Genomic DNA, 22,872 nt, shown 5'->3' with positions numbered 1-22,872 from the left:
GTACAGGAGTTTCTTCTATAATAGAAGAAACTGAACACAGAAAAAATGTTTCAAACTTCAGGAAACTAAAAAAATTAGAAAAATGTAAAAAAATTTAAAAAACTGCTTGCATTTTGTAGACCATAATGCTACAATACAATGCGGACGCGCTTGTACGTGTGTATAACTGCGCCCTAAACTGCAGATTTTAATGCTATATTTTACGGAAGGAGGATTTCCAGTGAAAGTAAGATCATCTGTAAAACCGATCTGCGAGAAATGCAAGGTCATTAAGAGAAAAGGTTCTATCAGAATTATCTGTGAGAATCCAAAGCACAAACAGCGTCAGGGTTGATTGATCCATTGTTTGTGAATGCGGCTGCAGGTGAAACACCCGGACGGGTTGTATCATCTGACATATAATGAACTAAGCATGTATTGCCTAATACCGGAGGCAACGTTGGCCCGTTGGCCGCAAATTTCGGAAAGGCTGCGAATCGCCAAAAGCAGCTGGGTGTTATACCGAGGCACCCCAATTAGGAACTAAGAATTAAGAAAGAGTGCGTATGGATGCATCCCATTTCACCTTGTATCTGATACAAGTGATGTACGAAGACGCAGAACTTTCAGTAAAGAAAATGGAGGAAACAGTACATGGCTCGTATAGCTGGTGTAGACTTACCAAGAGAGAAAAGAATTGAAATCGGTCTTACCTATATTTATGGTATCGGAAGACCAAGTGCAGACAAAATCCTTGCTCAGGCAAATGTAAATCCTGACACACGTGTCAGAGACCTGACTGATGATGAAGTTAAGAGACTTCAGGCTGTCATTGATGAGACAATGATGGTAGAAGGTGATCTTCGTAGAGAAATCGCCCTGAACATTAAGAGACTGCAGGAAATCGGATGCTACAGAGGAATCCGTCATCGTAAAGGACTTCCGGTTCGTGGTCAGAAGACCAAGACCAATGCTAGAACACGCAAGGGTCCGAAGAGAACAGTAGCAAATAAGAAGAAATAATTCAGTATCCTAACTATAAATTTTGATTGATTAAGGAAAGCGTAGGTTAGTTTTAAAATGGCAAAAACAACTAAAAAAACGACAACAAAACGTCGTGTCAAGAAAAACGTTGAACACGGACAGGCACATATCCAGTCTTCTTTTAACAACACAATTGTTACTCTGACTGACAACGAAGGAAACGCTCTTTCATGGGCAAGTGCCGGCGGTCTGGGATTTAGAGGTTCAAGGAAATCTACTCCTTATGCAGCACAGATGGCAGCTGAGACTGCAACAAAGGCTGCTTTAATTCATGGATTAAAACAGTAGACGTAATGGTTAAAGGACCAGGATCAGGTCGTGAGGCTGCTATCCGTGCCCTTCAGGCATGCGGTCTTGAAGTAACAAGTATCCGTGACGTAACTCCGGTTCCGCACAACGGATGCCGTCCACCAAAACGTAGAAGAGTCTAATTGAATTAGGAGGTAAGCCAAGATGGCAGTAGATAGAACACCGGTCCTGAAAAGATGTAGATCCCTTGGAATGGATCCAATTTATTTAGGAATTGATAAAAAATCCACAAGACAGTTAAAACGTGCAAACCGTAAAGTATCTGAGTACGGTCTTCAGTTAAAAGAAAAACAGAAAGCAAAATTCATTTATGGCGTTCTGGAGAAACCTTTCCGTAACTACTACAAGAAAGCCGACAGAATGAAAGGTCAGACTGGTGAGAACCTGATGATCATGCTTGAGACAAGACTTGACAATGTTCTTTTCCGTATGGGATTTGCAAGAACAAGAAAAGAAGCTCGTCAGATCGTTGACCACAAGCACGTTCTTGTAAACGGAAAATGCGTTAACATTCCTTCTTATCTCGTAAAAGCTGGCGACAGCATCGAGATCAAAGAGAAATGCAAAGGTTCTGAGAGATACAAAGGAATCCTTGAGGTAACAGGCGGAAGACTTGTTCCGAACTGGCTTGAGGCTGACCAGGAGAATCTTAAGGGCGTTGTAAAAGAGCTTCCTACAAGAGAAGAAATTGACGTTCCTGTAAACGAGATGCTTATCGTCGAGTTGTACTCCAAATAATGAGCCCTGATAATACCCTCAATTGCATACAACCCAGAAGGAGGGAAATTTATAGTGTTTGATTTTAATAAACCAAAAATCGAAATTACCGAGATATCTGAAGATAAAAAATTTGGAAGATTCGTTGTAGAACCTCTTGAAAGAGGTTACGGTACTACACTTGGCAATTCTCTTAGAAGAATTATGCTGTCCTCCCTGCCGGGAGCTGCAGTAAGTCAGGTTAAGATCGATGGTGTTCTTCATGAATTCAGCTCCATCCCTGGAGTAAAAGAAGACGTGACAGAGATCATCATGAATCTTAAGAGTCTTGCAATTAAGAATAACAGTGCTGACAATGAGCCGAAGACCGCATACATTGAGTGTGAGGGCAAAGGTGTTGTGACAGCTGCTGATATTCAGGCAGATCAGGATATCGAGATCATGAATCCGGATCAGGTAATCGCTACCTTAAACGGTGGTAAGGATTGCAGACTTGCAATGGAACTTACCATTACAAAAGGCCGCGGATATGTGAGTGCGGATAAGGGCAAATCAGATGACATGCCAATCGGTGTAATTGCAGTTGATGCAATCTACAGCCCGGTTGAGAGAGTCAATATGGTTGTGCAGAATACACGTGTGGGTCAGGTTACAGACTTTGATAAACTGACACTTGATGTATACACAAATGGCACGCTGGATCCTGATGAGGCAGTAAGCCTTGCAGCAAAGGTATTAAGCGAGCATTTAAGCCTTTTCATTGACCTTTCCGAGAATGCAAAGACCGCTGAGGTTATGATCGAGAAAGAAGACAATGAGAAAGAGAAAGTTCTTGAAATGAGCATTGATGAGCTTGAGCTTTCAGTTCGTTCTTACAACTGTCTGAAGAGAGCAGGCATCAATACTGTTGAGGAGCTTTGCAATAAGACTTCTGACGACATGATGAAAGTACGTAACCTTGGACGTAAGTCTTTAGAGGAAGTACTTGCCAAGTTGAAAGAGCTGGGCTTACAGCTTCAGCCAACAGAAGAGTAAGATAACCATAAAGGTATCGCGTAAGATTATTACAGTGGGGATTTGCTAAGCAGCAGCCCAGTAAGACCGAACAAGCGTGGACTGCTGTCCCACAGATGGAGGAAAATTAAATGGCAAAATATAGAAAATTAAGCAGAACAGCTGACCAGAGAAAAGCTCTGTTAAGAAACCAGGTTACAAATCTGTTATACAATGGAAAAATTGTTACAACAGAAGCTAAAGCTAAAGAGATCCGTAAGATCGCTGAAGGCCTTGTAGCTATGGCTGTTCGCGAGAAAGACAACTTTGAGACTGTTACTGTAACAGCTAAAGTTGCAAGAAAAGACGCTGAAGGCAAGAGAGTGAAAGAAGTTGTAGACGGTAAGAAGAAAACTGTTTACGATGAAGTTGAGAAGCAGATCACAAAAGATGCTCCATCCAGACTTCACGCTCGTCGTCAGATGATGAAAGTGTTCTACCCGGTTAAAGAAGTTCCGGCTAAGGGCGCTGGCAAGAAGAAAAACACCAAAGATGTAGATATGGTTAAGAAGATGTTCGAGGAAATCGCACCAAAATACGCTAACCGTAACGGTGGATACACCAGAATCGTTAAGATTGGACAGCGTAAAGGTGATGGCGCTATGGAAGTGCTCATCGAGCTGGTTTAATCCGAAACAGAATTACTGATTATAAGAAAAGAGATATTTACGTTTCGTAGATATCTCTTTTTTCTTAATTTAGGGATACCAATGTGAGAAAGTTACTTTTATTAATAGAAATTTGTTTGTTAGCCTGGCTTTTGACAGGCTCCGCCCGGTACGAAGCGAAAAAAGAAATTCCAGTGAATACACCGGAATTTGACTGGGAAAATTACAATATTATAACGCATGCTCTGGGTGGGATTGACGGTCTCACATACTTAAATTCCAGAGAAAGCTTTATCAATTATTATGATAAAGGCTGCCGCCTGTTTGAGGTGGATCTGACGCAGACCAGTGATGGAGTATGGGTGTGCCGCCATAACTGGAAAGAGTCTCTTGGACAATGGGAAGGAGAAGAACGAAAAGTTCTATCCTCAGAAGAATTTTTAAATACGCCTATATATGGGAAATACACCCCTATGACCTTTGAAGACCTTCTGAAACTGCTGGACGAATATCCGGATGCATTTGTAATGATAGATTCCAAACAATATTCTGTCCGCAATTACCAGCGTACTCTTGAGGATTATGCACAGTACAGGGAAATCTCTATAAAAGCTGGCATCGAGCATACGCTTAAACAGATCATCCCGGAAATATACAATTCAGCCATGTATCCTGGAACAGCACTTTTGTATAAATTTCCTGCATATATCTATTCTCTGTGGCAGGAATATACCACAGAAGAATTGAACGATATTGCAGAATTCTGTCAAACCAATAAAATCATGGCTGTAACCATTTATCGTGACTACTGGTCCGAAGAAGTGCAGAAAATTTTTGACGAACGGGACATTTTGGTATATATTTATACCATAAATGACAAAGAGGAAGCCAGAAGATATCTGGCGAATGGGGCGCAAGGTGTCTGTACAGATGTACTGATCACAGATAACCTGAATTAAGCTGCACTGTCTAATTATATAACATACGAAAATAATACTTGAAAAGGACTGCCATTCATTGGCTCATTCATAATTGCTTTTTGAGCTTTACCCTGTGAATAGTAGTGAAAAAGGATTAAATACACATGAAAATCAGAACAATGGCTGCTGTTTTTGCAGCGAAATCTGCAGGCTTTATCTGCAGGAAAATGGGACGCCAGGGAGTGACCTGGGCGGGCAAGATCGCATTAAAGATCAATCCTGACATCCTGGAAGATCTTTCTTCTCAGGTGCGGAAGAAAATATTTGTAACCTGTGGAACCAACGGTAAGACAACCACCAACAACATGCTCTGCGCAGCCCTTGAAAATGAAGGGCAGAAAGTAGTCTGCAATCACACCGGTTCTAACATGTTAAACGGCGTTGTAGCAGCTTTTGTGCTGGCTGCCGGACCTACAGGCAGGCTGGATGCAGATTACGCCTGCATTGAGGTAGACGAGGCTTCTACCCGCCATGTATTTCCAGGCCTGAAGCCGGACTACATGCTTCTGACTAATTTGTTCCGCGACCAGCTGGACCGCTACGGTGAAATTGATATTACCATGAACATTCTGGAAGAGATGATCCGCACAGTACCGAAAATGCAGGTAATCGTAAATGCGGATGATGCGCTTTCGGCGTATCTTGCTATGGACAGCGGCAATCCGTATATCACATACGGAATCAGTAAGCCTGTCCAGAAGAGTGCGGCAAACGAGATACGGGAAGGACGTTTTTGTAAAAAGTGTGGTGCCAGGCTGGAATACAGTTTTTACCACTATAGTCAGCTGGGGGATTACAAGTGCCCATCCTGTGGCTTTGCAAGACCGGAAATCAAATATGATGCCCATGATGTAAAGGTTGGTGATCAACTGTCCTTTCAGGTGGAGGATAAGCACCTTACAGCCAATTACAAAGGCTTTTATAATGTATATAATATTCTGGCTGCTTATGCCGGGCTGCGTACAGCTGGATTTTCCGGAGAGCATTTCCAGAATATGCTTCAGAAATTTAATCCGGAAAATGGTCGTATGGAACAGTTCCGTATTAAAGGCACTGGTGTTATGCTGAACCTTGCAAAGAATCCTGCCGGTTTTAACCAGAATATTTCCGCAGTTATGCAGGATAAAACACAGAAAGATATTATTATCACCATCAACGACAATGCACAGGATGGAACAGATATTTCCTGGCTCTGGGATGTGGATTTTGACCTTCTGGGCGATGCAAGCATTCATTCCATTACAGTCAGCGGTATCCGCTGCCAGGATATGCGCCTCCGGATGAAATATGTGGACATTCCGGTTATGCTTGAGGAAAATGTGGAAACAGCGATCCGAAAAAGAATTGAAGACGGCGTAGGCAATCTCTACGTTCTGGTAAACTACACTGCATTATTCAGCACTCATAATATTCTTAAGAAAATGGAGGGAGAAAAGGAATGAAACTGACAATCGGACATTTATATCCTGATCTCCTGAACCTGTATGGAGACAGAGGAAATATCCAGTGCCTTATGAGACGCTGCCAGTGGCGTGGAATTGAGGCAGAGACCATTGCTTTTGAACTGGGTGACAAGATTGATTTTTCCAGACTGGATATTGTGCTACTGGGCGGTGGTTCCGACAGGGAGCAGATGCTGGTTTGTGAGAAACTGAAGGAAATTCAGCCGGATTTTAAGAAATATGTGGAAGATGGAGGCGTAGTTATCGCTATCTGCGGTGGTTACCAGCTTCTTGGAAAATATTATAAGACAGATCAGGGAACCATTACAGGGCTTGACCTGGTAGACCTTTACACTGAACAGGGAGAGGGACGTCTGATCAGCAATATTGTGCTGAAAAGTGACCTTTTTGATATGCCTGTGGTTGGATTTGAGAACCATGGAGGAAGAACCTGTATTAATAACTGCAAGCCTCTGGGAAAAGTACTCTATGGCTCTGGAAATGATGGAAAAACAGGCTATGAGGGTGTGGTTTACAAGAATGTGATCGGAACGTACCTTCACGGTCCGCTTCTTCCCAAGAACCCGCAGCTGGCAGACTGGCTGATCGCACATGCTCTTGAGCAGAAATATGGAAAGGAAGTCCAGCTTGCGCCGCTGGATGATACAGAAGAGAAGGCAGCAAATGATTACGTATATCATCGCTTTGTAAAAGAGAACTGATACAAACAAGCTCCAAAGCCTGTTTGAAAATCATTCCTGCCTTGCAGAGAGCCTTTTTCAAACATGCTCTGATATGTACAGATAAAAATAAGGGGAACGATATGGCAAAAGGAATCAATCAAAAAGGGAAAATCCTTTATCTTGAAAAAATATTGAGAGAGACCAGTGAAACACATCCGTGCACTATGCAGGAAATTATCGGAAGACTTCAGGAAAACGGAGTCAGTGCTGAGCGAAAAAGTATTTATGACGATATGGAAGTGCTGAGAAGCTTTGGCATGGACATTAAGTTTAAAAGAGGAAAGTATACCGGATATTATGTTGCCGGAGAAGCTGCCGCAGAGAGCGTAAATACATCCACTACAGAAATGAATGGTGCAAATCCGGAAGACTCTGCAAAAAACAGTGCTGGAGCAGAGAATGAAGGCAGTGCATTTTCCAATGAGGCTCACAAAAAAGCGAAAAATTCCTGGCTGCTTCCACCGTCAGATTCTGAGGAGGATAAACCGGTGAAGCTTCTTTGCAGAAATAAGAAAAAGAAAGAAGTCATGGCAGCACTTGGAAATTATGCCCAGTACAAGGAGAAAGAAGAGGATACTTTCGTTGCTGCAGTGCAGGTGGATGAGACCTCTGAGTTTTACGGATGGCTTACAGGCATGGGGAAAGATGTAATCCTTATGAAGCCTAAGAAGTCAGTTCAGGCTTACCGTGATTATCTGAAGGGAATCCTGAAAGAATATAAGTAAGAATACTATTTGAAAAAGCTTGAAAATAGAGAATGATATGAAGTTACATAGAAAGGAATTTTTATGAAAAAGCAAATTGCAGGACTTCTTACCGGACTTCTGGTGTGCAGTGCTTTTCTCACAGGCTGTGGTAAAAATGAAGCCACCGAGGCTGTAAAAGAGAGCGTTGAGGACGAAAATGAGGGCACTGGAGACACGAAGGACGCTGACAGCAAAAAGGATACGAATAGAAAGTCCGATAAACAGGACAGTGATAAAAGTGATGAAAATTCAGAAGAAAGTGAGACAACTGAAGCCCCGGAGGAAAATCTTGATAAGGTGGGGGTTCTGCTTCCGGAAGAGGGAGAGGATATCAACAGCAGTCTGGAGCGTACAGAACTGAAATCACGTCTGGAAGAGGCAGGTTATGAAGCTGCTATGTATTTTGCCGGGGACGATTCTGACACCCAGGCAGAACAGATCAGGGAGCTTCTTCAGGATGAGAAACTGAAAGCACTGGTAATTTCACCTGTTGATCCATATGGTCTTACAGATGTACTGGAAGAGGTTTCTGAGCTCTCAATTCCGGTGATTGACTATGACAATCTGATCATGGATACGCCAAACGTGAAATACTTTGTCACTTTTAATATGCGGGCGATTGGAAAAGAGATTGCCAAAAATATTGTAGAGAAAGAAGAACTGGATAAAGTCCGGGAAGACAGAGGTGCCCGTACCATAGAGTTTCTTATGGGCTCTCCGGATGATGACGCTTCGTTATTCCTGTTTAACGGGATAATGGAGGTGCTGCAGGAGTATATTGACGATGGTACCCTGATCTGTCGTTCCGGCCGTGTGACTTTTGATGAAACCAGCATTATGGATCAGAATACAGATACTGCGAAGAAGCAGCTGAAATCCGAGATAGACGAATTTTATTCTCTGGAGAAAACTCCGGATATTATCTGCACTGCTTCTGATGATTTTGCTCTGGCAGCTCTGGAGCTTCTGGAAAAAGAGCAGCTCCAGCCTGGTGATGAGAACTGGCCTCTGATCACAGGTGTAAATGCAGATGCAGATGCTGTTAAAAGTGTGGCAGAAGAAAAAATCGGTTTTACAGTCATGTTGGATCGCCGGGATCTGGCAGAAGCCCTGACGAAGCTGGTGGAAACCTACCTGAATGGGGATGACGTTGATATCAATAATTATTCCCAGTATGATAATGGTGTGAAGATCATTGGAACGGTTACCTGTGATGGAAAGCTGATCGATAAGGATAATTATCAGATTCTTGTGGATAATGGATTCTATCTGGCAGAAATGATCGCGCCGGAAGCCTCTCCTATGCCTGTTCCCGAGGAAGTAAGTCCGACACCGGAAGTGACAGTGACGCCGGAGGCGAGTCTTACACCGGAAGGTGGTGAGCCTGAGAAAAAGAGCCAGGTAATTCCAAAGGATGAGCCTGAAGTGAGCACAGAAGAAGTTCCGGCTGTAAAGGATGGAGAAAACCAGGAGAGCAATAGCAAGCTGCAGAGTAGTGGAAAAGCATAAAACGGAAGTAAAATGAAAATACGTAAGTAAAATGAAAATACCAGTAATCGTTTGGTGATTACTGGTATTTTTGCTCTTAAAAATTAATCGCGGAAGGTCAGGGAATCATCTGTCATGGAATCAATGATAGCCAGAGATTCCAGACGGACACCCATATCGCGGATCTGCTGTCCGCCGTGCTGGAAGCCCTTCTCAATTACGATTCCGGCACCTTCAAGAGTAGCTCCGGATTTCTTTACAATATCGATCAGTCCGAGAAGAGCACAGCCATTTGCAAGGAAATCATCAATAAGAAGTACGTGATCCTCTGGACTAAGGAACTTCTTGGAAATAATAACATCATAAACTTTCTTATGGGTAAAGGATTCAATCTTGGTGCAGTACATCTCGCCGTCCAGGTTTACACTCTGGGATTTCTTGGCAAATACTACAGGAACATGAAAATACTGTGCTGCAATACAGGCAATGCCAATACCGGAAGCTTCAATAGTGAGGATCTTGGTGATGGGGCAGTCTGAGAAACGCGCCTTAAACTCCTTACCAATCTCATTGATCAGGTCAATGTCCATCTGGTGGTTCAGGAAACTGTCTACCTTTAATATATTGCCTGGTTTCACAACGCCATCTTTCAGAATACGTTCTTTTAAAAGCTGCATGGCTATATCTCCTTTTCGCTTCATGTCGTTTCGATTTTAGTATTTCTATGATACGACATTCTCTGAAGAAGTTCAATTATTTTTGACAAAAAAGTACAAAATATCTATAATGAAATTAATTTATGGAAAAAGGATTAGCTTTATTGTGAAAAACATCTGCAGTCAGCCGGGGAAACAGTAACGCAAATGCGGGAGATGACAAAGGAGCAGATAGTTTTACAAAAAAGAGCAGGTGAGAATATGAAAGAGTATGAAGTAATCTGGGAAATTTTCAATAAATGTCCAAGGAACCAGATGAGGGATGTATTTGTGGACGAGGTGGAAATTGAAGATCCTGAGGAATATGTGAAGAATAAATTTAAGGGAAAAGAAGTAACCTATGAGAAGACGGTTCTGGAAGATGGCACCATCATATTTGACATCCAGACCTCCCAGATCAAACAGAGATGTTCCTTTACGGAAATATAAGCTGCAGGTCACGAAGCGGATTTTAAGCTACTGCTTACAACAACGACCTTAGAGCATGTTTGAAAAAGGCTTTCCGCAAGATGTGCGTCACAATTTGTGGGAGATTTTGTCCGGATGAGGGCGCCGTAGCGGGCTACGGCAACCGAATTCAGACAAAATATACCGCAAAGTGGGGCGTGCAGATTGCGGGAATGATTTTTCAAACAGGCTCTAAGGCATATTTTTTAATACAATCATCAGAAATAGTGCATATTTAAGGGAAGTATGTTATAATAAACGGACGTGCTTCAAAAGAATTACACCAGTCAGAAACCATCCACAGAACACTGTTGGATATGCGAAATGGTTGGAAAAACAGGAGGATGACATGATAGAAGAACAGTTAGAGAACCACCTGCATGAAGGCGAGGAAGAGCATATGCATACCCATGTTCTGGAAGATGGCACCACTGTCATGCATTCCCATGGAGAACACGGACATCACCACAGTCATGCACAGACCAAGGCTGTACTGAACCGGCTTTCCCGTGCAATCGGGCACCTGGAATCCATCAAACGTATGGTGGAAGACGGCCGGGACTGCAGCGAAGTGCTGATCCAGCTTTCCGCAGTGAAATCTGCTATTAATAATACAGGCAAGATTATTTTACAGGATCACATTGAACACTGTATTGTGGATGCGGTAGAGCATGGAGACAAGGACGCCATCAAGGAACTGGAACGTGCAATTGACAGGTTTATGAAATAAATAAGGAAAAAGGAGATAGATAAAAATGGCAAAAGAATGTGACAGCAAGACTTGCGACAAATCAAGCTGTGAAGGCTGTGCCAGCAAGAAAAATCCGCAGAGCATGCAGGCAGCAATGAATGCAATGTCAAATGTAAAGCATGTAATCGGTATTGTAAGTGGTAAAGGCGGCGTTGGAAAATCCTTCGTGACAGCATCTCTTGCAAACAGAATGGCAAAGAAAGGCTATAAAGTAGGAATCCTTGACGCAGACATTACCGGACCATCCATTCCGAAAATGTACGGCCTGAAAGGTGCTGCCCAGGCAAACGACAGCGGTATTTTCCCTATGGAGACCAAAAACGGAATCAAGGTTATGTCCATTAACCTGCTTCTTCCAACTGAGGACACTCCGGTAATCTGGCGGGGACCGATTCTTGGCAACATGGTAAAACAGTTCTGGACAGATGTTATCTGGGGTGATGTAGATTACCTGTTCGTAGATATGCCACCAGGAACAGGAGACGTTCCGCTGACTGTATTCCAGTCCCTTCCGATTCAGGGAATCGTGATCGTAACCTCTCCACAGGATCTTGTAAGCATGATCGTGAAGAAGGCATACAATATGGCTGGAATGATGAAGGTGCCGGTTCTGGGCCTTGTAGAGAACTACAGCTATGTGAAATGTCCAGACTGCGGCAAAGAACTGAAAGTATTTGGCGAAAGCCACATTGACGAGATTGCCGCATCCCTGAATGTTCCGGTTCTTGGCAAAATGCCAATCGACCCGGCCTATGCAGCCAAGGTTGACGAGGGCGCCTTTGATGAGATCGATAATCCGTATATTGAAGCAGCAGATGGAGTTCTGCCACAGTAAGAGGCTGGGAGCACTATAGAAAAACACACAAATTGTGGCGAACATTTTGCAAAAAAAGATTCTGTGTAAAAACAAGATTGTAACATCCTGTTTTTACCAGAATCTTTTTCTTTTCTTTATTTCTTACTGCGGTAAGCCTCTGCTTCCCAATGGGTAATGAAATAAGTGATCTCATCTGTCATCTGAAGCGGACCGCCGAAGCTTTCTGCATAGACAGCAAGCTTGATGGCATCCTTAGCAAGAAGCTGAGCCTTGGCAGCTTTCCCCTTGTCATCTTCCATAATAAATGCACCAACGCCCTGAACCAGGATCAGTCTTGGTTCTTTATCATTTTCAGCCATAAATGCATCCAGTGCTTCTTTTGCCTGATCAATGTTTTCAACAAATAAAGGATATGGACCGCAATATACTATGTGATCAGGGGTGAATGGTTTCAGAAGCGGTGCGGCAGCTTCTATATTTTTTACAAAATTATCTGCTTCAGCAGCCGGTACAACCTCTACAGCATGTCCGAGCAGCTGGGAAAGCTTCTGTGCAGCAGCCTCTTTTTCAGGGGTAACAGCATCACTGACGTCAGCTGTTCGTTTTACCTGTTTTTCAAGGGTGGAGATCACGCCATCAAATAAAACACCAATCTCTTCTACGGTATTTGCAGCTACGAAAATACCGTGATTCTGAAGCAGAAGAACCTGAACATCTTTTCCAAATTCTTCTTTATAAGCGTTCATTTTCTCATAACAGATACGTGCAAGTGTGTATCCTGGTTTACAGATGTCGATCCAGAGAACCTCTTTACCAAGGAGCTGCTCGGAAAGTGCCTTTGCGCCATTGCCGCATGTCAGACCATTTACAAGAGTAGGATGAACATGCAGTACATAGGTATATGCAAATAAATTGTGAAGTAATGCTTCCACGCTTGGACGCTTGGTCTTATCTGCATCGGTCACTGCAGCCATTACATCTGCAAGATAGGCAGCTTCACGCTCAGTGTCATTTCCCGGATATTCTGTTTTCATGATCTCATTGAGACGGGCGCGGCTCATCTCAACGAATTCCTCTGCCTTAATGGTGGCAAGCTGTGTACCGGAGCCCTTTACATACAGTGTGGTTTCATCTTTGACAGAAGTATTTCCACCGCCTGCAAGAACGTAAGCAGGATTGCTTCCGTAAGTGTTTGACATTTTTACCAAAGTTGAAAGATCCATAAAATTTAATACCTCCCATTGTTTTTTCATACATCTACATTGTACATGATATGGTAATATTTGGCTATCAAAATATGCTAAAAAGAAGTAGTTTTTGTGCTTTTTGATGAAAAATAGTCAAAAAATTTCTGGGCAGCCTGGGATAAGGGAAGGCTTTCGTGATATACAAGGGCTAATTGTCTGGGCGGAAGCTGCTGTTTCAGGCTGACCTCTATCAGAGAGGTTTCCTGTCCCCGTAAAGAAGCCAGCATGTAATCCGGAACACAGGCAATTCCAAGACCAATGCGTGCCAGATCAATAAGCAGATCATTGCTGTTAAGCTCAACCTCCGGAATCAGATTCTGTCTGTGGGATGCAAAAAACTGATGAAGATATTCACTTGTTGTGCTTTTGGACGAAAGGGTGAGAAGAGGATATTCCATCAGCTTCTTTATTTCCAGGGCTTTTCCTTCAAGTGGAAAGAAGTCCGGATTGGCAACAAAAATATCCCGAAATTCTTTTACCACCTGTACTTGTGTGTGTGCGGTAAGCCGGGAATTGGGAAGATTGCTTACGATCAGGTCCACCTGCCGGTTTTCCAGAAGTTCCACGCAGCCCATGGAGGTGCTGTTGGTGACCTTGATCCGCACTCCCGGATAATCCTGATGAAAGCGCTTCAGATAGTCAATCAGAAAGTACCGGCAGATGGTATCGCTTGCCCCGATCCGCAGCTGCCCCTGAAGTCTGTCTTCCTCAAGAAGCTGTGCCTCCCCCTGGGAAAGCATTTCCAGGGCCGGTTTGACATGCTGGAAAAGTATTTCTCCCTCAGGGGTAAGGGAAACCTTCTTGGTGCTTCGGAAAAACAGTTCCCGTCCCAGTTTTTTTTCCAGAGTCTTGATTCCCTGGCTTACTGCAGACTGGGAAATGAACAGCTGGCGGGAGGCTTCAGAGAAGCTTAAGGTGGTGGCAACGTAGTAAAAGCATTTGTATAATTCAAGATTGATATCCATATATAAATCCTCCAAAATCAAATTCGTTACTGTCCACTCCGTGACCAGTAACACGCTTCGCGATGCACAGAAAGACGAACCTTCTTGTGACAAGCACAAGAAGTAGCGTTTGCTGCGCAAACTTAATTCTCGGGTTTTCTGTGAACTTTGTTCACAAAAAACACCTCGCGGAATATTGTCAGTGAACAGTAACTCAAACTCTGCTATGACTGATGAGCCATGTTTATTTACATATAGAAGTAATAGTAATAAAAAATATAAGATATATTAATTTTACTTATGACAAAACCTATGATACTATAATAAACGAAAATGTGCAAGAATGGCTGCAGTTTTGCGCAGTCATCCAATTTTTTCAAAATGAAAAAGCACACCACACTATGATTTCACATTCACGAAAGGAGTTTTCCAATGAGTAACGTAAGACGAGTATACGTAGAAAAGAAACCATCCTTTGCCGTAAAAGCCAAAGAACTGAAGCATGAGATCAGCTCTTATCTGGGTATTCAGACTGTAACAAACGTGCGGGAACTGATCCGCTATGACGTAGAGAATATTTCTGATGATGTATTTGAGAAAGCATGCCATACCGTATTTGCCGAGCCTCCGGTAGATGATCTTTACCTGGAGAAATTCGAGGCAGCAGATGGCGCACATATTTTTTCTGTAGAATTCCTTCCTGGCCAGTTTGACCAGAGAGCAGATTCCGCTGTACAGTGCGTACAGTTCCTGGACGAAAATGCACAGCCAATTATCCGTTCAGCAACTACTTATGTGATCGAAGGTGACATTACAGAGGAAGAATTCGAGGCAATCAAGAATCACTGCATTAACCCTGTAGATTCCCGTGAGACAGGCCTTCAGAAGCCGGAGACACTGGTTACAGAGTTCAAGGATCCGGAAGATGTTAAGATCTTTGATGGCTTCCGTGATATGGAGGAAGCACCATTAAAAGAGCTTTACAGTTCCCTGAACCTTGCTATGACATTTAAGGATTTCCTTCATATTCAGAACTATTTTAAGAACGAGGAGAAACGTGATCCATCCATGACCGAGATCCGTGTTCTGGATACATACTGGTCTGATCATTGCCGTCATACCACATTCTCCACTGAGCTTACACAGGTGAAATTTGACGAAGGTGATTATAAAACTCCTATCGTTGATACCTATAACAGATATCTTTCCGACAGAGAAGTCCTTTATAAGGGACGGGACGACAAATTCGTCTGCCTGATGGATCTTGCCCTTATGGCTATGAAGAAACTGAAATCCGAAGGCAAGCTTCAGGATCAGGAAGAGTCCGACGAGATCAATGCCTGCAGTATTGTAGTGCCGGTTGATGTAAATGGAAAAGAAGAGGAATGGCTGATCAACTTCAAGAATGAGACACACAACCATCCGACAGAAATCGAGCCATTTGGTGGCGCAGCTACCTGTCTTGGCGGTGCAATCCGTGACCCACTTTCCGGACGTACTTATGTATATCAGGCAATGCGTGTAACAGGAGCAGCAGATCCTACTGTTTCTGTAAAAGAGACTCTGAAGGGCAAGCTTCCGCAGAAGAAATTGGTTCGTGGCGCAGCCCACGGCTACAGCTCCTACGGCAACCAGATCGGTCTTGCTACCGGTTATGTAAAAGAAATCTATCATCCGAATTACGTTGCAAAACGTATGGAGATCGGTGCAGTTATGGGTGCTGCTCCAAGACGTGCAGTTATCCGTGAGAACTCTGATCCGGGAGATATCATCATCCTTCTTGGCGGACGTACCGGACGTGACGGCATCGGTGGTGCTACCGGTTCCTCCAAGGTACATACAGAGGCTTCTATCGAGGTCTGCGGCGCTGAGGTACAGAAAGGAAATGCACCTACAGAGCGTAAGATCCAGCGTATGTTCCGTCGTGAGGAAGTCAGCTATATCATTAAGAAATGTAACGACTTCGGTGCAGGCGGTGTATCCGTAGCAATCGGAGAGCTGGCACCTGGTCTTCAGATCGACCTTGACAAAGTTCCGAAAAAATATGCAGGTCTTGACGGTACTGAGATCGCAATTTCCGAGTCCCAGGAGCGTATGGCAGTTGTTGTTGCTCCGGAAGACGTAGAGAAATTCCTTGGTTTTGCAAACGAAGAGAACCTGGAGGCAGTTCCGGTTGCAGTTGTAACAAAAGAGCCAAGACTGGTGCTTTCCTGGAGAGGAAAAGAGGTTGTAAATATTTCCCGTGCATTCCTTGATACCAACGGTGCACATCAGGAGACAACCGTAGAAGTTGAAATCCCGAATAAAGAGGGCAACCTTTTTGAAGAGCGTCCGGACGTAGCCGATGTAAGAGAAAAATGGCTTTCCACACTGGCAGACTTAAATGTATGCTCCCAGAAGGGCCTTGTAGAGATGTTTGACAGCTCCATTGGTGCAGGAAGCGTTCTTATGCCTTATGGCGGTAAAAATCAGCTTACAGAGACTCAGGCAATGGTTGCAAAGGTACCTGTACAGAATGGAACAACTAATACTGTAACTATGATGAGCTATGGCTTTGATCCATACTTATCCTCCTGGAGCCCATATCACGGAGCTGCTTATGCAGTGACAGAATCTGTTGCAAGAATCGTGGCAGCAGGTGGTGATTATAAGAAGATCCGCTTCACCTTCCAGGAATACTTCCGTCGTATGACAGAGGATCCAAAGAGATGGAGCCAGCCATTTGCAGCACTTCTTGGTGCTTATGCAGCACAGATGGGCTTCGGTCTTCCGTCTATCGGTGGTAAGGACAGTATGTCCGGAACCTTCAATGACATTGATGTTCCGCCAACACTGGTTTCCTTTGCAGTGGATGTTGCCAAGCTTCAGGATGTGATTACACCAGAGCTGAAAAAGGCTGGAAATAAACTGGTATGGCTTCGTGCACCCAAGGATCAGTACGATTTACCAGACTATACAGGCATTATGGAGCAGTATGAGAAGCTTCACAATGATATGCAGGCTGGAAAAGTGGTTTCCGCTTATGCACTTGACCGTCACGGTATTGCGGCAGCAGTCAGCAAGATGGCATTTGGAAATGCAATGGGCGTGAAGATCGAGCATAATCTGGATCCAAGAGACTTCTTTGCACCAGGCTTCGGCGATCTGGTTCTGGAAGTTCCGGCTGAAAAGGTTGGTCAGCTTTCTATCACATATACCGTGATCGGTGAAGTAACAGATAATGGTAAATTCTCATATGGAAATGCTGAGCTCACAGTAGATGAGGCTTACAAGGCATGGACAGGCACTCTGGAGAAGGTCTTTAAGACAACCTCTGGTGAAGAAAACGATGGACCAGTTGCCATGGCTGTAAAGACAGCAGATCCGGAAGCAACCTATGAGAATGGTATTTATAATACAAAGAATATTTATGTCTGCAAGCATAAAGTAGCAAAACCTCGCGTATTCATTCCTGTATTCCCAGGAACAAACTGTGAGTACGACAGTACAAAGGCATTCGAGAGAGCCGGAGCTGAGGTAGACGTTAAGGTATTTAAGAACTTAAGTGCAGAGGATATCCGTGATTCTGTGGAAATATTTGAGAAATCCATTGATCAGGCACAGATGATCATGTTCCCAGGCGGCTTCTCCGCTGGTGATGAGCCAGACGGTTCTGCGAAATTCTTTGCAACTGCCTTCCAGAATGCAAAGATCAAAGAAGCTGTTATGAAGCTGTTAAATGAGAGAGATGGTCTTGCACTTGGTATCTGTAATGGATTCCAGGCGCTGATCAAGCTGGGACTTGTTCCATACGGCGAGATCTGCGGACAGAAAGAGGATTCTCCTACACTGACCTATAACACCATCGGACGTCATATTTCCAAGATGGTTTACACAAAGGTTGTAAGCAACAAGTCTCCATGGCTGCAGAAAGCCACACTTGGCGGTGTATACTGCAACCCGGCTTCCCACGGTGAGGGACGCTTCGTAGCAAACGATGAATGGCTTGCTAAGCTCCTTGCAAACGGTCAGGTAGCTACCCAGTATGTAAATCCAAACGGAGAGCTGGATCAGTCCGAAGAATCCAATATCAACGGATCTACCTATAACATTGAGGGTATCACAAGCCCGGATGGACGTGTCCTTGGTAAGATGGCACACAGCGAGCGCCGCGACAATGGCGTTGCAATCAACATCTATGGACAGCAGGATATTCAGATCTTTGAGTCCGGTGTTGAGTACTTCAAATAAAACGTTGCAAATAAAACGTTAAAAAAGAAATATCCTGGTAAGTACAAAGCTTTTTCCGCATTGTAACTTATCCAGGATATTTTTTGTATCTTCATTACTTTGATTTTCGTCGCCGCAGATGCATTGCCATCAATATAGTTCTTGCGCTATATTTAATGATTTTAATGAAATATTTTCCCGGCTATTTCCATCTAATGTATGTAAAAGGAAATACAGCAATTGATTTCGTGTACTGCAGAACACAAAAAGGAGCGAAAAACCTTATGGAGAATTTGGTGAAAAAGGCAAAATCCGGAGATTCCGGTGCATTTGCACAGCTCATCCGGATGAATACCCAGAGCATGTATAAAGTAGCCTGGGCCTATCTGAAGAATGACGAAGATGTGGCAGATGCCATACAGGAAACGATTTTAAAGTGTTATGAGAAGCTTTCCACTTTAAAAAAGGATTCTTACTTCAAAACCTGGATGATTCGGATTTTGATCAATAACTGCAATGAAATGCTTCGGCATAAAGGCCGTGTTTTTCCTACGATGGAAATGGAAGAGGGAATCTTCGAGGAATCAGGCTATGTAGATTGTGAGTGGAAGGAAATCCTGGCATCCCTGGAAGAGAAGTACCAGGTGGTGATGCTTTTGTATTACAGCAAATCCCTTAGTGTAAAGGAAATTGCCGCTCTTCTGGAAATCAGCCAGAATACAGTGCTTACAAGGCTCTCCAGAGCCAGAAAACAGCTTCGTGCAGAGTATGAAGGAGGATATATTCATGGATGATAAATTGTTTGATGTTTTTTCAGAAGAAACAGAAGTGCCGGAATGTGTGCGCAGGCGTGTAGATGAGACATTGGAAATGATAGAGAATTCGGCAGAGTCCGATAGAGGGTATCAGAAAGAAGAAAAAACGGGAAAAGTAATAAATGGCACTGACAGAATGGGAAAAATTGGTACACGGAAAAACTGGAAGCGCAGTTTAATCCTGACATTTGCGGCAGTGATGGCATTTGGTGCCACTGTTTTTGCAGCAGAGAAGTATATAGGAATTTCCGGTTTTTTTCAGGAAGTTGGAAATAAGATGCCGGAAGAAGCCAAGGGGCTGATTGAAAAAGATCCGGTGCAGCAGGAAGATGGCGATTCCATTCTCACTTACACCGTGAAGGAAGCCTATGTGATAAGAACAGTGTCCAGGTGGTGGTGGAAGTCACAGCGAAAGAAAGAGGCAAATATCTTCTGGCAGGACAAGACACCATGAATGAGGATCCTGTAAGAAATCTTGGAATTGAAAGTGACAAGACAATAGGAGAATATGCCGCAGAAAAAGGGCTGATCATCGTAAAGGTTGGAGCCAGCTTTGATTTTGATTCAGATCTTGGCATTGAAACAGCAGTGGGAGATTATCGAAATCTGGAAGATGATGTAGTAGATTTCTATTCTTCCGCGGTAAAGACAAATGAGAGTAAGAATCTTACCATTTCCTGCATCGGAACTGCCACGCTTCCGGATGCTAAGTGCGTTGATGATGTGATGCGTACAAATATTACTTTCCAGCTGAAGATAAGAGCCAGGGGAAAAGTATGACCTATGTGCCTGTGGATGGTGAAGGGATAACTGCAGCTGGAAAAGTAAAGATCCTGTCCGCAGATATAGAAGAAACAGAAGTGGGCGATTACGTCACAATCCATTGCATCTTCTTAGAAGAGTGCGACAGTATTTCCCTTGACGTAATGGATCTGAATGGAAATCTGTGGCAGCTTTCCGACCTTGGCGGTGGTTCAGAGGTGGCAGAGGTTGGAAAAGAAGCCACCTTCCAGAGAAGCTATCAGAAAACGGACCTTGCCGACGAAATCGGAATACGGGGATATGACTATGAAACGAATACCACGTATGAGCCGGTAAAAATGAAGCTTAAGAAATAGAATAATCGAAAAAAGTCCCCATTCACTGTTTTTTGCAATTAAAACAGTGGGATGGGGACTTATTTGATTTGTTAAATTAAGATTATCCGAACTTTCGCATATTGCTCAGATCGGAAAAATCAATCATTTTGATTTCTTCAATGTTGCCGGTTGAGCCCATTGGGCAAACGGCGTAGTTTCGCGTCTCATTTCCTATAGTAAGCTTTACCACATAATGCCATATGGACCATGATGGAGAGCCAACCGGATAATCACCAAAGCAATAATGAATATCATCAAATCCACCGACTAATTCAGCGAACTCACCGAGAACTGACGGTGATGTGCTAGAGTTCCAACGGTAAGTTACAAAAAATGGCTCATTGGGATCTGCTGCCAGATCGACTGTATGATCGTTATATCTGGTTAAATATTTAAAGCGGCCTGGTTCTCTGAGGTAGGCACTTATAGCGTCCATCTTTTCAAAAGGAGTCATATCAGCAGTTGTAGTTTTGTTAATAATGTCAATCAGCCATGCGTTTTCTGCCTGATCATAATCCAGAACATTTAATGTCACTGTATTTGCAACCGTATAACCTGATAATGAATATTCCCTGAATTCTACAGTGTAGGTTCCTGCTTCGAAAAATTTCACGTATTTGATATAACCGCCTTTTACTTTCTCTAATGAAGTAGTTTCTGAGTCATTGTTTTCTAAAGGAATATCATCAAAGAAACGAGATGAACCACTTCTGTATGCGCTGGTCCGCGAGTCATTTCCATTAAAAATCAAGGAAAAAGAGTTCGGATCCGGATTGTCTGTCTTTATAAAAAGAGGTTTGAGACAATCGGTGTAAATATCTGCCTTCTGTTTGTCCAGACCGTAAATTTCATATGTATATTTAGCTGGTGCATTTTCTTTTTGGTCGTGTGCAGGCAGATCAGCTTTGGGAATCGGTGTGGGTGTAGGAACCGGTGTGGATGTAGGCGTTGGTGTAGGTGTAGGGGTTGCACTTTGGTGGGTACTGTTTGTCTCTCTGTTTGTTGTGCAATGGCCTGTAGAAGACCATTTGGAATAGTATTTTTTTCCTTTAACGGTCATGTAAGTGCGGGTTTGCATATAATATGTAGTCCCGGCACGGAGGCCATTGAGAAAAATTGTGTTGTTTTTGTTACCTTTGATTGTTATAGTTTTTGCATTTTTTAGTTTTGAATTAGTGGCATAGCGCAGCTGGTAACCACTGGTCTGGGAGGTTTGTCTTTTTACTACTACAGTTGCAGCTGCTGTTTTTGCATAGATATTCATTATCTGGCTTTCGGCGGTAAAATAACAAACTGTTTTTTAGCAGTGCCGGTATAAGTGCCTTTTCCAATAATCTGAACCGTGTAAGTTCCTACTTTTTTGCAGCCTTTAGAGTACTTTACAATATAGTTTTTCTTTTCCTTCAAGACTTTTCCTTTATAAGTTACTCTTACTTTTGGACGCTGTACCTTTTTATTATAAGTAAGCTTTGTGGCTGATAATTTAATCCTGGTATTTTTCACATTTACCCTTGCTGCGGCAAATACCTGGCTTGAACTGCAAAACAGAAGCAGTAAAATGATGAGGCAGAGGTGAATCTGCCGATGTAGATGATGATTTTTTTTCATGGCTTTTTACTCCTTTTATATGATAAGTTTATTGGGTTTTGTAAAAATATAACTATTTATGACCAGACCGTAGCAGCCATTTCTGGTCAATCTTTTTTACCTCATCATCTGCAAACCGGATATGCAGTCTGACGGAATTGGACAGTTGTACGATTTCCTCTACAGTACCTTCCCCAAATTTGGATGAGTTACCACATCGTTTACCTGGAATTTTATTTCGCTATGTTTGGCGCTTTTGTAGGCCTGTTCACGGCGGTAGGTGTCCCGGATGGGAACTGTCTTGTCGTGAATAGGGTTTTTCAGAGCTTTGTCATAATCGTGCTTCAGAAGGCTTTCTCCGATCCTGTAATAAGGCGTAGGTGCTGCGCCCACAAGAGAGCAGCAGTATTTCCAGGCACTTCCATGCTTTCCTGCCTGCCAGTTATACTGCGCCGGGATTTTCATATTGTATTGCATATAATGGGCGTATTCGTGCTTATAAAGATCCAGGCGATCCTCTTTGGAAAGAGGCTTCTTTACGGCATAACCAATAAACAGAAGGGAAAAATAGAAGCTTTCTTTTTCGTGGGCAGAAGCCGGGGTATAAGAGCCAAGTACAGCTTCATCGTAACCAAAGCGGATAGGTACAGAAGCCCCCCGAAGACCAAATTTGCGGTCAAGAGTCTGGAACAAAGCGCGGATCTGAGCTTCGTGGATGGTAGTTTCATTATCAAGAAGTTTACGGATGGATGGATCAATATTCATGCAGTTACTCCTTTAAAAATTATTAACTGGAAAAAATACATGCCAAGTTTTATGGCGTTTGACTTGAAAACTCCCACTGACAGATCGCGAAGCGACTGCGTTCATGAGCAAGTAGCGAAGCGGACATTCCAGGTCCGCTTCGCTGATAGATAAAAAAAATAGATGCTGCAATCTGCAACATCTATAATAGCGAGAGGGGGATTCGAACCCTCGACACCGCGGGTATGAACCGCGTGCTCTAGCCAACTGAGCTATCTCGCCATATTCAATTAAAAACTTTTGCTGAAAAGTCTGTGCGTATAAAAGACTATCAGCAAAGTAGCGAG

General features: G+C 43.3%; 26 protein-coding genes, 1 tRNA gene and 1 pseudogene. 20 read left to right on the top strand and 8 right to left on the bottom strand.

Translation table 11 applies throughout. The features are described from left to right. Positions 1 to 220 precede the first annotated feature (220 nt). The 11 genes and pseudogenes from rpmJ to DW904_RS13005 all read left to right on the top strand — a co-directional run bounded on the left by rpmJ (position 221) and on the right by DW904_RS13005 (position 9,130). Positions 221 to 334, top strand: a complete 114-nt coding sequence (gene rpmJ / locus DW904_RS13055) for a 50S ribosomal protein L36 (RefSeq protein ID WP_003022746.1) — start codon at positions 221 to 223, stop codon at positions 332 to 334. Between the two features lie 299 nt (positions 335 to 633). Continuing rightward, positions 634 to 1,002: a 30S ribosomal protein S13 gene (gene rpsM / locus DW904_RS13050; RefSeq protein WP_117852568.1), complete on the top strand. Its 369-nt coding sequence runs from the start codon at positions 634 to 636 to the stop codon at positions 1,000 to 1,002. A 57-nt stretch (positions 1,003 to 1,059) separates the two neighbouring features. After that, positions 1,060 to 1,454 (top strand): annotated as a pseudogene (rpsK, locus tag DW904_RS13045) (30S ribosomal protein S11). A gap of 22 nt (positions 1,455 to 1,476) precedes the next feature. Continuing rightward, positions 1,477 to 2,070: a 30S ribosomal protein S4 gene (gene rpsD / locus DW904_RS13040; RefSeq protein ID WP_118581181.1), complete on the top strand. Its 594-nt coding sequence runs from the start codon at positions 1,477 to 1,479 to the stop codon at positions 2,068 to 2,070. A gap of 54 nt (positions 2,071 to 2,124) precedes the next feature. Further along, entirely contained in the window at positions 2,125 to 3,084 is a 960-nt protein-coding gene (locus DW904_RS13035; RefSeq protein ID WP_118581178.1) for a DNA-directed RNA polymerase subunit alpha, read from the top strand. Positions 3,085 to 3,194: 110 nt separating this feature from the next. Next, positions 3,195 to 3,731, top strand: a complete 537-nt coding sequence (locus DW904_RS13030; protein ID WP_118581175.1) for a bL17 family ribosomal protein — start codon at positions 3,195 to 3,197, stop codon at positions 3,729 to 3,731. Between the two features lie 83 nt (positions 3,732 to 3,814). Next, entirely contained in the window at positions 3,815 to 4,669 is an 855-nt protein-coding gene (locus tag DW904_RS13025; protein ID WP_118581172.1) for a phosphatidylinositol-specific phospholipase C/glycerophosphodiester phosphodiesterase family protein, read from the top strand. A 125-nt stretch (positions 4,670 to 4,794) separates the two neighbouring features. Further along, positions 4,795 to 6,132 carry a Mur ligase family protein gene (locus DW904_RS13020; protein ID WP_118581169.1) on the top strand — a complete coding sequence of 446 codons (1,338 nt, stop codon included), beginning with the start codon at positions 4,795 to 4,797 and terminating at the stop codon, positions 6,130 to 6,132. Then, positions 6,129 to 6,854, top strand: coding sequence for a glutamine amidotransferase (locus tag DW904_RS13015; protein WP_118581166.1), 726 nt, complete (start codon positions 6,129 to 6,131; stop codon positions 6,852 to 6,854). The genes DW904_RS13020 and DW904_RS13015 overlap by 4 nt, the downstream gene beginning before the upstream one ends. 101 nt (positions 6,855 to 6,955) lie before the next feature. After that, positions 6,956 to 7,600, top strand: coding sequence for a WYL domain-containing protein (locus DW904_RS13010; protein ID WP_118581163.1), 645 nt, complete (start codon positions 6,956 to 6,958; stop codon positions 7,598 to 7,600). Between the two features lie 63 nt (positions 7,601 to 7,663). After that, positions 7,664 to 9,130 (top strand): sugar-binding protein, encoded by a 1,467-nt coding sequence (locus tag DW904_RS13005; RefSeq protein WP_118581160.1) that lies wholly within the window; start codon positions 7,664 to 7,666, stop codon positions 9,128 to 9,130. An 83-nt stretch (positions 9,131 to 9,213) separates the two neighbouring features. Here the strand turns inward: DW904_RS13005 and DW904_RS13000 are convergent, their stop codons facing one another. Further along, positions 9,214 to 9,786, bottom strand: coding sequence for a xanthine phosphoribosyltransferase (locus DW904_RS13000; RefSeq protein ID WP_118581157.1), 573 nt, complete (start codon positions 9,784 to 9,786; stop codon positions 9,214 to 9,216). Positions 9,787 to 10,026: 240 nt separating this feature from the next. Between DW904_RS13000 and DW904_RS12995 the strand changes: the two genes are divergently transcribed. Then, the gene (locus tag DW904_RS12995) at positions 10,027 to 10,254 is read left to right on the top strand and encodes a hypothetical protein (protein ID WP_118581326.1); all 228 of its coding nucleotides are present in this window, start codon (positions 10,027 to 10,029) and stop codon (positions 10,252 to 10,254) included. Positions 10,255 to 10,262: 8 nt separating this feature from the next. On the opposite strand, the gene DW904_RS25645 is transcribed toward DW904_RS12995, so the two are convergent. After that, positions 10,263 to 10,406, bottom strand: a complete 144-nt coding sequence (locus DW904_RS25645; protein WP_325064533.1) for a DUF6783 domain-containing protein — start codon at positions 10,404 to 10,406, stop codon at positions 10,263 to 10,265. Here DW904_RS25645 and DW904_RS25640 point away from each other — a divergent pair. From DW904_RS25640 to DW904_RS12980, 3 genes are all read left to right on the top strand, one after another. Next, the gene (locus DW904_RS25640; RefSeq protein ID WP_308768419.1) at positions 10,347 to 10,511 is read left to right on the top strand and encodes a DUF6783 domain-containing protein; all 165 of its coding nucleotides are present in this window, start codon (positions 10,347 to 10,349) and stop codon (positions 10,509 to 10,511) included. The genes DW904_RS25645 and DW904_RS25640 overlap by 60 nt on opposite strands. A gap of 161 nt (positions 10,512 to 10,672) precedes the next feature. After that, a complete protein-coding gene (locus tag DW904_RS12985; protein WP_118581323.1) occupies positions 10,673 to 11,002 on the top strand; it encodes a metal-sensing transcriptional repressor in 330 nt (109 codons plus the stop codon). 25 nt (positions 11,003 to 11,027) lie between these two features. Then, positions 11,028 to 11,858, top strand: a complete 831-nt coding sequence (locus DW904_RS12980; RefSeq protein ID WP_118581151.1) for an Mrp/NBP35 family ATP-binding protein — start codon at positions 11,028 to 11,030, stop codon at positions 11,856 to 11,858. 116 nt (positions 11,859 to 11,974) lie between these two features. Here the strand turns inward: DW904_RS12980 and DW904_RS12975 are convergent, their stop codons facing one another. Further along, positions 11,975 to 13,063: a class II aldolase/adducin family protein gene (locus tag DW904_RS12975; protein ID WP_118581148.1), complete on the bottom strand. Its 1,089-nt coding sequence runs from the start codon at positions 13,061 to 13,063 to the stop codon at positions 11,975 to 11,977. A gap of 77 nt (positions 13,064 to 13,140) precedes the next feature. Beyond that, positions 13,141 to 14,052 (bottom strand): LysR family transcriptional regulator, encoded by a 912-nt coding sequence (locus DW904_RS12970; RefSeq protein WP_118581145.1) that lies wholly within the window; start codon positions 14,050 to 14,052, stop codon positions 13,141 to 13,143. A gap of 411 nt (positions 14,053 to 14,463) precedes the next feature. On the opposite strand from DW904_RS12970, the gene DW904_RS12965 reads away from it, so the two are divergent. The 5 genes from DW904_RS12965 to DW904_RS12945 all read left to right on the top strand — a co-directional run bounded on the left by DW904_RS12965 (position 14,464) and on the right by DW904_RS12945 (position 20,173). Further along, on the top strand, positions 14,464 to 18,261 hold the full coding sequence (locus DW904_RS12965) for a phosphoribosylformylglycinamidine synthase (RefSeq protein WP_118581142.1): 3,798 nt from the start codon (positions 14,464 to 14,466) through the stop codon (positions 18,259 to 18,261). A 263-nt stretch (positions 18,262 to 18,524) separates the two neighbouring features. Further along, the gene (locus DW904_RS12960; protein ID WP_118581320.1) at positions 18,525 to 19,034 is read left to right on the top strand and encodes a sigma-70 family RNA polymerase sigma factor; all 510 of its coding nucleotides are present in this window, start codon (positions 18,525 to 18,527) and stop codon (positions 19,032 to 19,034) included. Further along, positions 19,027 to 19,509 (top strand): hypothetical protein, encoded by a 483-nt coding sequence (locus tag DW904_RS12955; RefSeq protein WP_118581139.1) that lies wholly within the window; start codon positions 19,027 to 19,029, stop codon positions 19,507 to 19,509. Before DW904_RS12960 ends, DW904_RS12955 begins: the two co-directional genes overlap by 8 nt. After that, positions 19,506 to 19,835 carry a hypothetical protein gene (locus DW904_RS12950; RefSeq protein ID WP_118581136.1) on the top strand — a complete coding sequence of 110 codons (330 nt, stop codon included), beginning with the start codon at positions 19,506 to 19,508 and terminating at the stop codon, positions 19,833 to 19,835. The genes DW904_RS12955 and DW904_RS12950 overlap by 4 nt, the downstream gene beginning before the upstream one ends. Next, positions 19,832 to 20,173 carry a hypothetical protein gene (locus tag DW904_RS12945; protein WP_118581133.1) on the top strand — a complete coding sequence of 114 codons (342 nt, stop codon included), beginning with the start codon at positions 19,832 to 19,834 and terminating at the stop codon, positions 20,171 to 20,173. The genes DW904_RS12950 and DW904_RS12945 overlap by 4 nt, the downstream gene beginning before the upstream one ends. Before the next feature lie 82 nt (positions 20,174 to 20,255). Here the strand turns inward: DW904_RS12945 and DW904_RS12940 are convergent, their stop codons facing one another. The 4 genes from DW904_RS12940 to DW904_RS12925 form a co-directional block, all read right to left on the bottom strand. Continuing rightward, positions 20,256 to 21,458 (bottom strand): hypothetical protein, encoded by a 1,203-nt coding sequence (locus tag DW904_RS12940; protein WP_118581130.1) that lies wholly within the window; start codon positions 21,456 to 21,458, stop codon positions 20,256 to 20,258. After that, a complete protein-coding gene (locus DW904_RS12935; RefSeq protein WP_118581127.1) occupies positions 21,458 to 21,802 on the bottom strand; it encodes a hypothetical protein in 345 nt (114 codons plus the stop codon). Before DW904_RS12935 ends, DW904_RS12940 begins: the two co-directional genes overlap by 1 nt. Before the next feature lie 159 nt (positions 21,803 to 21,961). Next, positions 21,962 to 22,546 carry a hypothetical protein gene (locus DW904_RS12930; protein ID WP_347562141.1) on the bottom strand — a complete coding sequence of 195 codons (585 nt, stop codon included), beginning with the start codon at positions 22,544 to 22,546 and terminating at the stop codon, positions 21,962 to 21,964. Positions 22,547 to 22,733: 187 nt separating this feature from the next. Next, positions 22,734 to 22,807: transfer RNA gene (locus DW904_RS12925), tRNA-Met, on the bottom strand. Positions 22,808 to 22,872 lie beyond the last annotated feature (65 nt).

The sequence above is a fragment of the Ruminococcus sp. AM42-11 genome (assembly GCF_003480145.1).
GTDB lineage: Bacteria > Bacillota > Clostridia > Lachnospirales > Lachnospiraceae > Blautia_A > Blautia_A faecis.
The sequence above is the reverse complement of the archived record's forward strand: the minus strand, read 5'-3'. Positions and strand labels throughout refer to the sequence as shown.